This is a genomic window from Fischerella thermalis PCC 7521, from assembly GCF_000317225.1.
Classification (GTDB): Bacteria; Cyanobacteriota; Cyanobacteriia; order Cyanobacteriales; family Nostocaceae; genus Fischerella; species Fischerella thermalis.
On the sequence record NZ_AJLL01000089.1, the window covers coordinates 105,078 to 120,904 of the forward strand.

General features: G+C 43.0%; 16 protein-coding genes, 1 pseudogene and 2 riboswitches. Of the genes and pseudogenes, 12 read left to right on the forward strand and 5 right to left on the reverse strand.

Features of this window, described 5'->3' with window-relative positions:
- Nucleotides 1-3 precede the first annotated feature (3 nt).
- The 3 genes from UYK_RS0118685 to modA form a co-directional block, all read right to left on the reverse strand.
- Nucleotides 4-1,071 (reverse strand): sulfate/molybdate ABC transporter ATP-binding protein, encoded by a 1,068-nt coding sequence (locus tag UYK_RS0118685; RefSeq protein WP_016871934.1) that lies wholly within the window; start codon nt 1,069-1,071, stop codon nt 4-6.
- A gap of 179 nt (nt 1,072-1,250) precedes the next feature.
- The gene (gene modB, locus UYK_RS0118690; RefSeq protein ID WP_016871935.1) at nt 1,251-1,907 is read right to left on the reverse strand and encodes a molybdate ABC transporter permease subunit; all 657 of its coding nucleotides are present in this window, start codon (nt 1,905-1,907) and stop codon (nt 1,251-1,253) included.
- On the reverse strand, nt 1,907-2,719 hold the full coding sequence (modA, locus tag UYK_RS0118695) for a molybdate ABC transporter substrate-binding protein (protein WP_016871936.1): 813 nt from the start codon (nt 2,717-2,719) through the stop codon (nt 1,907-1,909). Before modA ends, modB begins: the two co-directional genes overlap by 1 nt.
- A gap of 438 nt (nt 2,720-3,157) precedes the next feature.
- Between modA and UYK_RS0118700 the strand changes: the two are divergent.
- Nucleotides 3,158-3,349 (forward strand): annotated as a pseudogene (locus tag UYK_RS0118700) (undecaprenyl-diphosphatase); the annotation flags it as partial.
- A gap of 32 nt (nt 3,350-3,381) precedes the next feature.
- Here the strand turns inward: UYK_RS0118700 and UYK_RS0118705 are convergent.
- Entirely contained in the window at nt 3,382-3,945 is a 564-nt protein-coding gene (locus UYK_RS0118705; protein ID WP_040469443.1) for a Chromate resistance protein ChrB, read from the reverse strand.
- Nucleotides 3,946-4,136: 191 nt separating this feature from the next.
- Between UYK_RS0118705 and UYK_RS0118710 the strand changes: the two genes are divergently transcribed.
- From UYK_RS0118710 to UYK_RS0118725, 4 genes are all read left to right on the forward strand, one after another.
- Nucleotides 4,137-4,355, forward strand: coding sequence for a hypothetical protein (locus UYK_RS0118710; protein ID WP_157221839.1), 219 nt, complete (start codon nt 4,137-4,139; stop codon nt 4,353-4,355).
- The gene (locus UYK_RS0118715) at nt 4,352-5,320 is read left to right on the forward strand and encodes a sodium:calcium antiporter (protein ID WP_016871940.1); all 969 of its coding nucleotides are present in this window, start codon (nt 4,352-4,354) and stop codon (nt 5,318-5,320) included. Before UYK_RS0118710 ends, UYK_RS0118715 begins: the two co-directional genes overlap by 4 nt.
- Before the next feature lie 24 nt (nt 5,321-5,344).
- A riboswitch (Fluoride riboswitch) is annotated at nt 5,345-5,419 on the forward strand.
- Between the two features lie 163 nt (nt 5,420-5,582).
- On the forward strand, nt 5,583-5,981 hold the full coding sequence (locus UYK_RS0118720) for a HEAT repeat domain-containing protein (RefSeq protein WP_009453932.1): 399 nt from the start codon (nt 5,583-5,585) through the stop codon (nt 5,979-5,981).
- A gap of 162 nt (nt 5,982-6,143) precedes the next feature.
- Nucleotides 6,144-6,644, forward strand: coding sequence for a pentapeptide repeat-containing protein (locus tag UYK_RS0118725; RefSeq protein WP_009453933.1), 501 nt, complete (start codon nt 6,144-6,146; stop codon nt 6,642-6,644).
- 275 nt (nt 6,645-6,919) lie between these two features.
- Here UYK_RS0118725 and UYK_RS24370 read toward each other — a convergent pair whose 3' ends face one another.
- Nucleotides 6,920-7,174 carry a universal stress protein gene (locus tag UYK_RS24370; RefSeq protein ID WP_016871942.1) on the reverse strand — a complete coding sequence of 85 codons (255 nt, stop codon included), beginning with the start codon at nt 7,172-7,174 and terminating at the stop codon, nt 6,920-6,922.
- Nucleotides 7,175-7,243: 69 nt separating this feature from the next.
- Nucleotides 7,244-7,318, reverse strand: a riboswitch (Fluoride riboswitch).
- A gap of 50 nt (nt 7,319-7,368) precedes the next feature.
- On the opposite strand from UYK_RS24370, the gene eno reads away from it, so the two are divergent.
- The 7 genes from eno (at nt 7,369) to mgtA (ending at nt 15,751) form a co-directional block, all read left to right on the forward strand.
- Entirely contained in the window at nt 7,369-8,655 is a 1,287-nt protein-coding gene (gene eno / locus UYK_RS0118740; protein WP_009453935.1) for a phosphopyruvate hydratase, read from the forward strand.
- 15 nt (nt 8,656-8,670) lie between these two features.
- Nucleotides 8,671-9,549 carry a prenyltransferase/squalene oxidase repeat-containing protein gene (locus tag UYK_RS0118745; protein WP_009453936.1) on the forward strand — a complete coding sequence of 293 codons (879 nt, stop codon included), beginning with the start codon at nt 8,671-8,673 and terminating at the stop codon, nt 9,547-9,549.
- Nucleotides 9,546-9,662 (forward strand): CrcB family protein, encoded by a 117-nt coding sequence (locus UYK_RS0118750; protein ID WP_009453938.1) that lies wholly within the window; start codon nt 9,546-9,548, stop codon nt 9,660-9,662. Before UYK_RS0118745 ends, UYK_RS0118750 begins: the two co-directional genes overlap by 4 nt.
- Nucleotides 9,663-10,330: 668 nt before the next feature.
- Nucleotides 10,331-12,064 carry an ABC transporter permease gene (locus UYK_RS0118755; RefSeq protein ID WP_016871944.1) on the forward strand — a complete coding sequence of 578 codons (1,734 nt, stop codon included), beginning with the start codon at nt 10,331-10,333 and terminating at the stop codon, nt 12,062-12,064.
- 248 nt (nt 12,065-12,312) lie between these two features.
- The gene (locus UYK_RS27600) at nt 12,313-12,438 is read left to right on the forward strand and encodes a hypothetical protein (protein ID WP_016871945.1); all 126 of its coding nucleotides are present in this window, start codon (nt 12,313-12,315) and stop codon (nt 12,436-12,438) included.
- Nucleotides 12,439-12,892: 454 nt separating this feature from the next.
- Entirely contained in the window at nt 12,893-13,048 is a 156-nt protein-coding gene (locus UYK_RS26880; RefSeq protein ID WP_009453944.1) for a hypothetical protein, read from the forward strand.
- 21 nt (nt 13,049-13,069) lie between these two features.
- Complete coding sequence (gene mgtA / locus UYK_RS0118775) at nt 13,070-15,751, forward strand: magnesium-translocating P-type ATPase (RefSeq protein ID WP_016871947.1); 2,682 nt, start codon at nt 13,070-13,072, stop codon at nt 15,749-15,751.
- Nucleotides 15,752-15,827: the final 76 nt, after the last annotated feature.

A 15,827-nucleotide genomic window follows, 5' to 3' on the forward strand; every position in this document is an offset into this window, starting at 1 on the left:
GTGTTATGCTTCCATTAAAAACAGATTAAGCGGATCTAATTTGACATACCAAGGGAAAGGACGGTCTTTGATAGTTGACCATTTTTCTTTGAATACTTCCGCTTGGATATGGTAATCGTTTGATTGAGTTGGCGGACTATTTAGCTTGAGATAAAGCGTCATCCTGTGGGGTGTTTCCCGTGTGTGAGCTAACCAACAGGGAAAGGTGTTTTCAGCATTGGAGTCACTGGTAAAGGTGAGATGATGGGCGCGGATTCCCACATAAGCGAAAGATTCAGGAATTGGCTCAATCACATTGAGAGTACAACCCCAATCTATAGCTTCTACTTGTGTGGGGGAAATTGCTCTTGTCTTAGAAAAGTTCTTACAACCAGTTAGTTGGGCGACTGTGTAAGTAGCTGGACGCTCGAAAATAGCTTGTTTTTGATCGTAAGCGATCGCTTGTCCTTGGGACATAACTAACAGTTGTTCACAAATCTCATAGGCTTCTTCTAAATTGTGGGTGACAAATAACGTTACCCCTTGATAACTGCTCAACGTCTCAATCATTTGTTCTTGCAACTGGTGTCGCAGGTAGGTATCAAGAGCCGAAAAAGGTTCATCTAACAACAACACTTCTGGTTCTACTGCTAAAGCCCTGGCTAAAGCTACGCGCTGCTGTTGTCCGCCAGATAGTTGCTGTGGATAGCGATTCTCTAGTCCAAAAAGTTGTAATTTGGTAATTTGTTCATTCAAACGGTGCTGACGTTCTGCAATAGATAAATCTTGTAACCCGTAGGTAATGTTTTGGGCAACTGTCAAATGGGGAAACAAAGCGTAATTTTGAAAGACAATCCCCACACGGCGTAAGCGAATTGGTAGGTTAATTCGTTTGTTCGAGTCAAACAAAACCCTTCCATTAACGACAATGCGACCCCGCTTAGGAGTTTCTAATCCAGCGATACAACGTAAAGTCATGCTTTTGCCAGAACCAGAACTTCCCAATATTCCCAGGACTCGCCCCTCTAGGTTAAACTTCACTTCTAGGGGATAACTGGCTAGTTGTTTGTGAATGTCTACTGAAAGCTGCATCAGAATTAATTCGTAATTTGTAATTCGTAATTGAAGAAAGTTCGTTGTGATTATTTGTTCACTAGTATTCTGCTAAGACAACTATGCGGAGTTCGTAGTCAGAGCTAACAATCCTCAAGCCAAGGACTAAAGTCCTTACTACGAACTTATTCACTCACCAAAGTTGATGTGGTGAACTACTAGAAGGCTTTGTTTCGCCTACGTTCTTCCAGACGACGCGCCCATAACAGCAGCAAAAATGCCCAAAAGGTCATTACTAGCACCATTAAGTTGGCTTTGCCATACTCTTGGTTCTGCACGGCATCATAAATAGCCAAAGGTAAGGTTTGGGTGCGTTCGGGGATGTTCCCTGCAACCATTAATGTGGCACCAAATTCACCTAAAGCTCTGGCGACTGCTAAAATAAAGCCTGCCAAAATTCCCGAACGAGCTAAAGGTAGGGTAATTCGCCATAATACCTTGATTTCTGAGTCTCCCAGGGTGCGTGCTGCTGCTTCTAGTTCGGGGTTGACATCTAAAATTGCGGCTCTAGCTGCTTCCACAATTAGAGGTAATGCAACTATGGCACTAGCGATCGCAGCTGCTTGCCATGTGAATAAAATATCTATATCGAACCATTCTCGTATCGGACTACCACGACCTAATGCTAACAATAGGTAAAAACCAACGACGCTAGGAGGTAGTACCAAGGGTAAGTTCAGCACTGTAGAGATGACTAATTCCCCTGGAAAACGAACACGAGCTAAAAAAATTGCCAGTCCCAGACCAAGAATTAACAGCAACACTGTAGCTAGTGCTGTGACTTGCAATGACAATATATAAGGAAACCAATCCATTAATTTGCTGTTTCTCCTGGTAAGACGAAGCCATATTTCTTCATCAACGGTCTTCCTTTGAAACCGTTAATAAATTGGGCAAACTGTTTGGCTTGTTGTTGATGGCGACTTTTCTCAACTACAGCCAACATTTGGTCAATGGGTTTGTGTAGGTTTTCCGGAATTAGCTCCCATTTTCCTGGCTTGTTGACGCTTAAAGATAAAGCCACGATACCGACATCAACGTTACCAGTTTCTACATACTGTTGAGTTTGGCGGATATTCTCACCCAGTACCAGTTTTGGCTTGATTGCATCCCAGATACCTACTGACTGAAATGCTTCTTTAGCAGCGATACCGTAGGGAGCATGATCCGGATTAGCGATCGCTACTCTCTTATATTCCGGTTTGGTTAACTCTCTAATATCTTTGGGGTTAAGTTTACTGTCTTCTCTTGTCCAGACAGTAATCCGTCCCCGTCCATACAAAGCTTTAGTATTGGATACTATTAACCCTTTTTTGTCAAGGTCTTCCACAAATGACTTATTAGCAGCCGCAAATAAATCTACTGGTGCGCCTCGTTCAATTTGTTGCGCTAGTTGTCCTGTAGAACCAAAGTTAAAGGTAACTTTGTTTCCTGTTTCTTTTTCCCATAAAGCACCGATTTCTTTAAACACATAGTTGAGGTCAGCCGCAGCAGATACAGTTAGTGTGACTGGTCTTTGAGCTATTAGCGTTTGAGTTGCTGGTGCTGTATTGAGGAGCAATCCCCACGATGCCACTAGAACTGCTATGAGGCTGGACAAGACAAAGTATCGTCTTTTGATTTTCATGTGTTTTTGGAAACTAACAGTGAATACTTGTGCAACAAGTTGTTAGTTGATATTGATACACGAATGTAGTTTGAGATTCTGTAGCAGGGATAACTGACATTATGACAGAATGCTTGCACAAAGGAAGCAACTCTAGAGACTTGAACTTAAGAAATGGGTGATTCGTCGTCGGAGCAAGAATAGACGTTGATTGCCTAATTAGGCGATTGGCTACGCCAGTGCCGGAGGCGATCGCCTCCCCTACTACATCGACAGAACATCTATACTTGATCCTTGATCTTGCTCTAATTAAAAATTAATCAACTGACGCAATCGTTTTTGGAGTTTGGTGAATGAGGATAATGTTTGTCACAGGTGGAGATTTTTTATTGTTTGTAAATTATGTGATGCAAACAGCCTCTAATGCTGTTGTGAGTGAATCCAGCCTGCTTGAGAAGGTGGAAAATATTTGTGGGGATTGGGATTGGGGTATTTCCCGCATTACTAGCGGGTTTATTACTCAAGACTTTTAATGTAGAGTTAGAAAGCCCCTTGATGATTGCAGGAATGTCAATTGTGATGGCGGCGTTGTTGGGTTTGGCAGAGAAATTTGGCTCCCGCAAGCGTGGGTTTGCAGAGGTGGAAATTAAATTGCAAAATAGGGTGATTCACATAATATAATTTCAGATTTCGAGAAAATTATCAAAGTCTGTTGGCTGAGTCTCATAAACCTGCTGGCTGAAAACCTGGAAGTCTTGCTCACAGGCGCTTAGAGCCTCCATTGCTTGCGTATATTTCCCCGGAGCCTCAAATAAATCGCGTTCCCGAATCTTAGGCAGCCAGGAGCGGAGCTTTGCCAATTCCACTTCATTTTCATCCAATTCTGCAAAGGTAAGATTCTTTATTTCCCGTTCATGGCTCAATTCCTTGTGAAAATCTTGGCAACGCCCTAAAAACTCCTGGTATTCTTGGGCTGCTTGCTGCTGAAATCGCTCAATCAGCATGGCGTTTTGCTCAGTATTGTCAATTGCCACAGTTAGTAAGTCCGCTTCACCTCCACTTTCTAAAATGTCTGCCTTTAACTCTTCCATCTGATGCTGTAAATCTTCCCTCTGAGGCAGAACACAGACTGACTGTTGCAGGTAAAGTCCTCCCCATCCTTTGAGCTTACGCCATATATAGACTCGTTTTGTTGAAGGTTGAGCTGGTACACGATATATCAGCAAGTTCCAAAATTTTTGGTTCATAAGAATTCTCATAGTTCTGATTTGCAGAATTAAATGCAACAGATGTTGCATTTATAAAAGTATGTTACTATGGTTTAAATGTAACAAGTGTTGCGTTAGTAATTCAACCTTAACAGTAGAGAATTACGAGGAACTTTATGAATTCGAGTTTTACCGCGAGCGGGATTGATTGGAGTCCTGTTCTCAATTCCATGTGCCGCAGTGAAGGTCAGCGTCTACCGTCTTACTGCGGTGATTTGAAAACTGCCCTGCTCAACCATGCAGGATTATTGAATCATCCTAAAGGTGAGAAGGCATTCCAGCTTGCTAGAGAAATTGCCCGACTGACAACGTACTGTGACCCAGAAATTGTCTACTGGTTCTCTCGGCTGATTTCATTGATGGATAATTGCGAGGAGGAGAGTCTGTGATTGCCTTGTGGATATTGGCGATTATTGCGGGAGTGGCTGCCATCGTCTGGGGTGCAGAAACCTTTGCCAAGCATTTAGGAGAAGCCGCCGTGCGGTTGCAGATAAGTAGTTTTGCACTGGCATTGTTGCTGGCAGGAGCAGAACCGGAAGAACTGGCAACTACCATCGCAGCCACCTTAAAAGATGCCCCGGCGATCGCTTTTGGAGATGTGATTGGGGCGAATATTGCCGTGTGTTTAGTGGCATTGGGTGTTGGGGCGATCATTGCTCCCCTACCGTTTGGCAAACAAGTGATGCGCTATGCCCTGTTTGGCTTCCCTATAGGGGTTGCAGCCGTTGGGTTTATTTGGGATGGACAGGTGACAAGGATTGAAGGCGCGATTCTACTGGCACTCTATATTCTCTATCTCGGTATGATTTGGATAGTAGAACGACAGCCTCCTGCAATGGGAGAAACAGAAGTGATTGAGGAAGCTGCCGCAGGACTGGCACAGGAAGAAATCAGCAAGAATAGAGGTCGAGTTGGCAAAGAATTGCTACTGGTGGTGGCAGGTTTAGCAGCCATGACGATTGGCTCGTTGATGTTGGTGGAGGCAGTACGCCAGATTACCAATGTGGAAGCCACCCAAACTACTCTATCGCTAACTGTGGTCGGCTTTGCTACGGCATTTGAGTTAGTGATCCTCTGCTGGTCGGCAGCACGTAAAGGAGCCACAGAGGTTGTGATTGCGGGAGTGGTGGGTTCATTTGCCTATAACGTCACGATGACTTTGGGTGCGGCGGCCGTGATTCGTCCTCTCAATATTACTGATGCCACGCTGTTGCATAAACCAGCGATTGCTATGCTTCTGGCTCTGGTTTTAGTGATTGTGTTAGCAACACCAACCAAGCAAATCACTCAAAAGGCTGGCTGGTTCTTGGTGGGAGCTTACCCAGTCTTTCTGCTTGCCATGTTCTGGTTGTAATCCTGGGCAACCAAAATATAGTAAGATGTTAAAGGTGATGAAACTCACCTTCTGGCATTTCCAGAGAACCGCCACTCGGCTAATAGTTTCTAGCTCAACTCTTCAGATGACTTTTGGCGATCGCAAAAGTCTTCAAAGCTAAAAATTATTGAAAAGCTGATGGAGGTGGCATAAAAGCATTTCTACAACTAAGAGATTATCGGGAGCAATTTCAGGTTTCTCTGCTCCAGAGTAATTGAGAAAAAATAAGTAGGGTGAAATTATGGTAGACCACGCTTATTATTGTCCGGCTTGCTTCGTTGAAATTGAGCAAGAGGTAAAGGTTTGTCCAGCTTGTGGCATCAATATTGAAGAATGGGAGAAAAACCATGATTATTTTGAGCGTCTAGTCCATTCCCTCAAGCATCCTAATCCGGAGGCGCGGATGGGGTGTATTCTCACACTGGGAAATCAACGTAATCCCAAGGCTGCTATACCTCTAGCCGAGTGTGCTTTTGCACATTCCATCGATGTTTGGCAAGCGATGGAAATTATTAGAAGCCTGAGAAAAATCTCAAACAGTTCTGAAAAAGAAACGGCTCTCAAACTATTGTTAGAACATCCTGCTGTGGTAATTCGTGAGGAAGCTCAAGCTGAGATAGACAGAATAATGCAGACATGATTCTCTCTCAGAAATTTGTGCCAGAATCAGTTGTACTAATAAATACTCATCCAAAAGACCAATCCTGCCCATCATCCTTCAGGAAGAAGATTTACAAGCTTAGGTCTGTTAAGATGGTTCATTACGTAGAAAAAAACAGTAAAAAATATTGCTTGTATACTCATGATTTTGAAACTACAAGGAAGCAGATTTGCAAGTGCGATCGCTCTACTATCTTCCAGCTTAATATTCGGATGCGCTAGAGCAGAGCAACCCCAAGCAACAGTTCTTCCTCCAACTAACTCTGAACAAACAGCAACTCAAACGTTTGCTCAAAATACAACTAACAATGATGCCGTAAATCGTTTGCTTTCCACCCGCGAATGCTCAGGTTGCGATCTTCAAGGTGTAAAATTGGAAAGGGCTGACTTAAACGGTGTGAATTTAAGCAACGCTAATTTAACGAACGCTGACTTGGAAAAAGCTAACCTCAGCAATGCTAATTTGAGTGGAGCTAACTTAACCAACGCTGATTTAGAAGAAGCAAACTTGACAGGGGCAAATCTCAGGGGAGCAAATTTTCAAAGAGCTGATTTAGAAGATGCTAACCTAACTAATGCAGATGTCACAGGCGCAAACTTCCAAGGTGCTGACTTAGAGGGTGTAATTGGTTTGAGACGGTAAGATGTGATTCATTGTGAAAAGAGAGACTGTTACAAGTTTAATAAAAAGCTCCCAAATAATCTTTATTACCAATACTTGTAGCTTGGATTTGAATACAATTTTCCTCGATCAGCAGGCAGTATTTGACTGTAGATAAATCACTTTTAAGTTTTTCTGTTTCTGCGAAAAGCAATATAAAAGCATCAGATTTGACAGGTACGGGCTAGTTCACAAATTCGCTTACCAGAACTTCCTTGACCCTGAATATACTCGGTGCTGATGCCACTAGAGGTGGCTTAGACAGCGTGCGATCGCAAAAAATCTAGTCCTTCTTTGTGATAGACTTCCCATTGATGCAGGTAAAGACTCATCAAGTTGCCCAGTTCCTCCGTATATTTATCGGGTGCGGTTGGCACTGGATACCCTTCTGCTGTTGGGGACAGTAGATGTAGTAGCATGAGAGAAGCATTATTGGTCTTCGCTAAAGCTTGCTTAAACACTTGATTGCTCAGGCTGGAATGATCTAATGCAACTAAAATTTTGTGAAACATTTTTCCTCCTGGTACGGCACAGAAATTTCTAGCTTTAATAATCTGCTTTGCACAGATTGTTGATTGAAGTGAGAGCTAGAAACTATCAGCCCGGAGGTGGTTCTCTGGAAAAACCAAATGGTGAGTTTCATCACCGATACTCTTATTATGACATAGCATTTATTTGGAGAGCGAAAAATTTGGGGAGATTAGATATGACAGCGATCGCATCCATCACAGCCAGAGAAATTCTAGACTCTCGCGGTAATCCTACTGTGGAAGTTGATGTTGTATTGACAGATGGTAGCAAAGGTAGGGCGGCTGTTCCTTCTGGGGCATCGACGGGAATTCGTGAGGCGGTAGAGTTGAGAGATGCAGACCCCAAACGTTACGGTGGCAAAGGGGTAAAAAAAGCAGTTGCCAATGTCAAAGGTGCGATCGCCACAGCCTTGAAAGGTGCAGATGCCACCAATCAAGCAGCCATCGACCAAACAATGCTGGAATTAGACGGCACGGAAAACAAATCCCAGCTAGGTGCAAACGCGATTCTGGGCGTTTCTATGGCCGTTGCCCGTGCTGCGGCTACTTCTGAAAATTTATCTGTCTTTCGTTATCTCGGTGGTGAAGCAGCAACCTTACTGCCCACTCCCTGCTTTAATATTCTCAATGGTGGAGCGCACGCTGACAATAGCGTTGATTTTCAAGAATATAAGCTAGTTCCCGTTGGTGCTACTAGCTTTGCCCAAGCATTGCAAATGGGAACTGAAGTCTATCATGCACTGAAATCAATCCTCAAACAGAAGGGGTACAGCACTGGCATAGGCGATGAAGGCGGCTTTGCTCCCGATCTCAAGGCAAATGTAGAAGCGGTGGAACTGATTCTAGAGGGCATTGAAAAAGCTGGATACAAATCCGGCGAGGAATTAGCGATCGCCCTCGATCCGGCAACCAGTGAACTTTGGCGAGAAGGAGGATATTACGAATTCTTTAAGTCAGATCAAAGCCAGAAAAATTCATCACAGATGATTGATTTATGGGAAAGTTGGGTCAACCAGTACCCGATTATTTCCCTAGAGGATGGTTTGGGAGAACAAGATTGGCAAGGCTGGCAAGAATTAACCAAACGATTGGGCGATCGCATTCAATTGGTGGGAGATGATATTTTTTGTACCAACCCGAAAATCATTCAAGAAGCGATTGACAAAGGTGTAGGTAATGCCTCTTTGATTAAAGTCAATCAAATTGGTAGTATTACTGAAACACTGGCAGCAATTAACACGGCTCGTTCTGGTGGTTATACAGTCTACATTAGCCACCGTTCTGGTGAAACCACCGATGATTTCATTGCCGATCTGGCTGTGGCAACGATGGCTGGGCAACTCAAAACTGGTGCGCCCTGTCGGGGTGAACGGGTAGCAAAATATAATCAGTTGCTTCGGATTGAAGAAGAACTGGGCAACAAAGCAGTCTACGCAGGTTGGCAGAACTTTAAAAAGCCTTGACACTTCCCGCATCTGATGAAAACACAACAAATCAAATCAGCGATTGCTAGTGCCGTAGCATATATACATAGTAAGCAGTGTGCTAACGGTGGTTTCTGTGCTTACAAAATGGAATACCTAGAAGAACCTAATCCTAGCGACACTTTTTTTGCCGTTGCCGCATTGCAAACTTTAGGATTAGAACCCCCTAATCGCCACCAGATATGCGATTACCTGCACTCTGTGTTGAATCAAGTCCAGAAAAACTTTGACATTTCGCCTCATGGTAGCATTTCTCAAGCAGCCTTCAATTATTTGTATTTTCCCCTTTATACTCTGTATCGACTAGGTGTAACCGACTCAGTGAACGAGTGGCAACAGGCGATCGCCCAATTTAAGATGACATTACCAAAGGCAACCAACCCAAACACAACGGACATCACTCAACAATGGTTATTGCGTAAAATTCGCACAAAGAAGATTTGCAAAGATTTACCACAAAAGCAACCTATCCTAGAGTTTGTTTTCAGACTTCAGCATGATAGCGGTGGCTTTGGTATCCCACCCAATTTAATTGAAACCTATTGGAGTCTGGCTGTTCTACGAGAACTAGACTATGACCTGGCACAATTGCATGAGACTCGCAACTTCATTCAGCAACTCCAGGTGCAGGAAACCGGTTTTAGTAACACAATTGATAGTCTATCCACAAACATGGATGTAGTCTACGCTGGTATATTTGCCAGTATGTTATTAAACTTGGAAATTTTTTATCTCGAATCGGCCATGCAATTCGTACTCATGTGCCAGATGGCAAAGGGAGGCTTTGCTCGTGCGCCTGTCGCCTTACCCGACATTGAGACAACCTACCGCGCTTTGAAGATTCTGCAATTACAGGAATTAGCCAAAGCATGAACTCTGCTATTTATATTCCCATCGTGATTAGCTTGGGAGCAGTTCCCGGTGCGCTGAGTCGCTATTACCTAACTTTATGGTTTGGGCGTTGGTTCGGGACAGCATTTCCTTGAATCTCTTACACACTAGAGACTATAGGACTCATATTTGATTTCTGAACAAATCTCAGTACACTCATGTGTTCCCTGTTCCCTGTTCCCTGTTCCCTCCCTAGACAAGTATGTTCATTAATCAAACCGGATTCCTATATAAAACTGCATTAAGCTGCGACGCATCTAATTTGTATATAAGACGCGGGCAAGATCCCGCACTACAATAATTTTGCATTTTTGGCTTATATAATTTAGCCGCACATCAGCTTATTGTACTGGTTAGGTACTCCATTGTTGGGGTTTATTAGTATAGAAATAGGAATTTTTTTAGGAAAAATAATATAGGGTCTCCTGAATAATGGTAAAACGTTGATTTATCAATGATTTGAGGCTATTTCCGTACAAATTGGTGCAAGTCAATAGGGGTATCAGGCTGAAAAATCTTGCAGTCAATCCAGGAAAATATCAAAATAAAAATATTTACCTATTCAGATTTCTAATTATTCTAAATTGTAACTTTGTTTTTATCCTGACGTACTAGTAATAAAAAATAAGCTCAATTTTTTGGAGCTTACTTATTCAAAAAAATATCATACATCTAGTAAATAAGCAGATACTTGTAGAAGCTCAAAGTAATGTGATATTGATATAACGAACAAGAATGCTTACTTAAAAAAGGAGCTAATATCATGCTGAGGCGGACTTTTCCCTCACCAGAAGCTCTGCGACGCTTACCATTTGGTTTAGCTGACGTTGCTTTAATTCTCGGTACATTAGTATTATTAGGACTCATTGCCCGCGTTGGTGCAGACACACTGATCAGTTTTGTACCACCAGATGTTGTACCCAGTGTCAGCTTAGATCCAGTTAATTTGCCATACTATGCAGGGCGTTCAACCTTAAGAATGTTTATAGCCCTATTTTTCTCGACTTTGTTTACCTTAATCTATGGCTACATTGCGTCCAAAAATCGGCGAGCAGAGCAAGTATTAATTCCTTTATTAGATATTTTACAATCAGTTCCCGTCTTGGGCTTTTTATCAATTACGGTAACGGGATTTATTGCTTTGTTTCCTGGTAGTTTATTAGGATTAGAAGCCGCTTCGATTTTTGCGATTTTTACCAGCCAAGTCTGGAATATGACCTTTTCATTTTACCAATCCCTAAGAACCGTACCGCCAGAACTTGATGAAGCAGCAAGACTTTATCGCTTATCAGGATGGCAAAGATTCACCAAATTAGAAGTACCTTTAGCAATGATTGGATTGTTGTGGAACGCCATGATGAGTTTTGGCGGCGGCTGGTTTTTTGTCGCCGCGAGTGAAGCTATCAGCGTCTTGAACCGAGATTATACCTTGCCGGGACTGGGTTCTTATGTGGCAGCTGCTATTGCCAAGGAAGACTTACCCGCTTTAGGTTGGGCATTACTGACCATTGCTGTAGTAATTTTATTGGTAGATCAACTGTTCTGGCGACCGTTGATTGCTTGGTCAGATAAGTTTCGCTTAGAGACGAGTGCAGCCGCCCAAGCGCCAGAGTCTTGGCTTTTGGATTTAATCAAAACTGCTCGACTTCCCAGTTTAATGGCTCAGGGGTTGACACCAGTGGGTGAAGCGATTAACCGCCTACTGTCATCTTTGACTCCACCGCGTCCCATCCAGAATGTAGATGAAAATGAGCAAGTATTGAGCGATCGCCTCTACAACTTTGTTTTATTAGTATTGATTGGTGCACTTTTAATTACCGGATTGCACTTTATTCTTACCACAGTGGGTTTAGCTGAAGTCATTAAAGCCTTTTTGCTAGGATTACTTACCTTGGTGCGAGTGTCGGTATTACTGGTAATTACCACAGTTATCTGGACACCCATTGGTGTAGCGATCGGCTTTAACCCCAAATTAGCACGTCTATTACAGCCTGTAGTGCAGTTTTTGGCATCATTTCCCGCCAACTTTATCTTTCCCTTTGCCACCCTGTTCTTCATTCGTGCCAACATCAGCATTGATTTCGGTAGTATTTTGTTGATGTCTCTAGGCGCACAATGGTACATTCTCTTTAATTCCATCGCTGGAGCTATGAGCATACCTACGGATTTGCGGGAAATGGCAAAAAATGTAGGCTTACATGGCTGGAAATTATGGCAGAAATTAATTATCCCCGGCATTTTCTCTTCTTGGGTGACAGGTGGTATAACTGCTAGTGGCGGAGCTTGGAACGCCAGCATTGTCTCTGAGATTGTTAGTTGGGGACAAACCACCTTAACAGCAACAGGGTTAGGAGCATACATTGCCCAAGCAACTGAAGCAGGTGACTGGCCTCGCATCACCTTGGGCATTGGGATGATGAGTTTATATGTGGTTGGTTTTAATCGCTTATTCTGGCGGCGATTGTATCACTTAGCAGAAACAAAATACCATTTGTAAAAGCAAATCAATATTGTCTACAGGAATCCGATTTGATTCAGGAACAACTCGTAGGGGTAGAGAGCAGGCAATAGGCAATAGAAAACATCAAATATGAGTCCTATCAAGGAGGAAGATTTTTCTACTCACAAGTATTGACTTAATTTTTTTTTAGAACTATGCTTGTTTCTTAGGTTGCACAAGCATACACAGATTGTATTGGCTGTCAACTCATAATTATCTCACAATTTAGTTAGGAGAAAAGTTAAATGGAAGCTTCTGGTAGTAGTAGCCATCAGGTGACTACTAAAGAAACTATGGTGTCAGACGAAGACCCTTACCCAGAACCTGCTCAGTTCAAGTTGGCGATCGCTGCGATGAATCCGCCCTTATAGACTTATTATTGAGTCTCCGGTTCATCTCTGGTTGCCACTGGGTGAGGCAACTGCACAGAAAGGAGATGAACTATGAAAAGCTTATTTTCAACAGAATAGTCTCATAGCATAGGTTTTTAGCTGTCTTATTGAATAAGACTAGCCAAATATAGGCTGCGACTAATTAGGTTATCTAAATAATTTTCTAGAGATGTAGTATTGCTACGTCTCTACTGTTGGTGTAGTTTTCCCATAGAGTCGTACCAATTCGCAATTTGCAATTAAGTTATTGAATTGCAATTGCAGCAAAACCAAAACTCGATTTTGGTTGTTTTGCATTGCCAAAATTTTGATTGGAATTAATCTCCCTTGCAGTGTAAGTAAAGGCTAATTTTCTCTTATTGAAATTGGAAAATTAGTCGAAATAACTGCGCTATTTTGTGATGTTTTGATATCAGTAAAGGAGATGAGGAAAATGTACAAATTTCTCCTATGTAGCAGTGAAAAGCTGTTAGAAATTTTGGTAGAGAAAGCCTTACCAATTTTGCTGGAATATTTTGTGACTGAGTTAGTTAAAGCATCAATTAAGCAGGCAAATAAATATCCTAAAACTCGTATCATCAAAAATTAACTAAAAACCTGGAGGTGAATCATGACCAAAGCTACCAGAAACCAGCGTTCTCACACCGAACAAATGCGGCTATCAATGCGGGTAGTAGAAGAATCGGCTACAAGTATTGACCAAGTGCTGCGAACCCTGAATAGTAACAAACAAGGCTTGGTGGAAAATGATGCTTTATCTCGCCTGAAAAAGTTTGGTAAAAACGAAGTTAGCCATGAGAAACCCCCTACTTTGTATGGACAACTACTGCAATCCTTTAATAATCCCTTTGTCTATATCCTGATTGGGTTAGCGGTTGTTTCCTATCTGACGGAAGACGTGGAAGCGACGATAATCCTCACCATCATGGTTGTGGTTAGTGGGGTGTTGCGGTTTGTGCAGGAGTATCGTTCTACCCAAGCAGCCGAGAAACTCAAAGCATTGGTTAGCACCACAGCCACAGTGAAACGTCGCAATCGTTTAGACAACCCAGGAGAACAACGAGAAATCCCCATTAACGAATTAGTCCCTGGAGACATTATTCACCTAGCAGCAGGAGATATGATTCCCGCCGACGTGCGGCTACTTTCTTCTAAAGATTTGTTTGTCAGTCAAGCCGTACTGACTGGCGAATCCTTACCCGTAGAAAAATATGATACCTTGGGTGCTGTGGTGGAGAAACGGGCAGATGTTGTAGTCCAAGACCAGGTAAGCTTTCTCGACTCTCCCACCATCTGCTTCATGGGTACAAATGTGATTAGTGGTACAGCCATTGCCGTAGTTGTGGCTACAGGCGATCGCACTTACTTCGGTTCTCTAGCGAAAAATATCGTCGGTAAGCGCGTCCTCACCAGCTTTGAACAAGGCGTGAATCGAGTTAGCTGGCTACTGATTGGATTCATGGCAGTGATGGTTCCCATTGTCTTCCTCATCAATGGCATCACTAAAGGAAATTGGTTCGATGCTTTCTTATTCGGCGTTTCCGTCGCCGTCGGTTTAACTCCCGAAATGCTACCGATGATTGTCACCGCTAACCTCGCCAAAGGATCTGTAGCGATGGCAAATCAGAAAGTAGTCGTCAAACGCCTCAACGCTATCCAAAACTTTGGGGCAATGGATGTGCTGTGTACTGATAAAACTGGGACACTGACCCAAGATAAAATCATCTTGGAACGGCATATAGATTTACACGGTTACGAAAGCCATGAACCTCTGCAATACGGCTACCTCAACAGCTACTACCAAACTGGGTTGAAAAATCTCCTCGATGTCGCTGTACTGGAACACGTAGAACTCAATACCAAGTTAAGACCTTCTGAAGGTTATACCAAAGTTGATGAAATTCCCTTCGACTTTGTGCGGCGGCGGATGTCTGTTGTGGTGGAAGAACTGAATCCATCACATAACAAGCACATTTTGATTTGCAAAGGTGCAGTTGAGGAAATCTTTAATATCTGCTCTCATGCCAAATATCAAGGTGCAATCACCCGCATGAATGAATTTGTCCGAGCAGATGGAATGCGAGTCACACAACAATTAAACGAAGACGGTTTCCGAGTAATTGCCGTTGCCTACAAAGAAATACCCATCCCCCAAGATACCATCCCCACCTACGGAGCTAAAGACGAGTGCGACTTAATTTTAGTTGGCTATCTTGCCTTTCTCGACCCACCCAAAGATAGTGCATCCCAAGCCATTATGGCACTGCAAGAGCATGGTGTGGCTGTCAAAATCATTACTGGTGACAACGACATTGTGACTCGCAAAATCTGCCAAGAAGTAGACTTACAGATTGATGGTATCCTCTTGGGCAGCCAAATGGAAAAGATGAGCGATGAGCAACTGGCAGATATGGTAGACACTACTACTGTATTTGCCAAAATGTCGCCCATCCAAAAAGCTCAGATTATCCGAGTCTTGAGAAGTAAAGGTCATACTGTGGGCTATATGGGTGATGGGATCAATGATGCCGCAGCCTTGCGTGATGCCGATGTGGGAATTTCCGTTGATACGGCGGTGGATATCGCTAAAGAATCGGCTGATATTATTCTGCTAGAGAAGAATCTCATGGTGTTGGAGAGAGGTGTGATTGAAGGTCGCCGCACCTTTGCTAACATCCTCAAATACCTGAATATGACTGCTAGTTCCAACTTTGGCAACGTTTTCAGTGTCATGGGGTCAAGTGCTTTCCTGCCTTTTTTACCCATGCAACCCATCCAATTATTGACGCAAAATCTACTTTACGATATTTCCCAAATCACCATCCCCTTTGACAACGTTGATAAAGACTTCCTCAAGAAACCCCAAAAGTGGAATGTTCCCAACATTGGACGATTCATGTTGTTCATCGGCCCTGTGAGTTCGATTTTTGATTACGTTACTTTCATTGTCATGTGGTTTGTATTTGATGCAAATACACCTGAAGAAGTCCAACTTTTCAACTCTGGTTGGTTTGTGGAAGGGTTGCTCTCCCAAACCTTAATTGTCCACATGATTCGCACATCGCGCTGGCCGTTCCTGCAAAGTACCGCTTCCCTACCTGTATTGCTTTTGACTGGCATCATTATTGCCATTGGCATGGTGATTCCCTTCACACCCTTGGGTGCTGCTTTAGGGATGGTTCCTTTACCCATGCGCTACTTTGGTTGGTTATGGGCAATTCTCGGAGCTTATTGTTTATTAACTCAAGCTATTAAATTGTGGTACATCCGCATCTTTGGCAAATGGCTGTAAGTCTTCAGTTCGTAGTCAGCACTTTAGTGCTTGAGTATTTTCAGGACTAAAGTCCTCACTACGAACGCATATATGA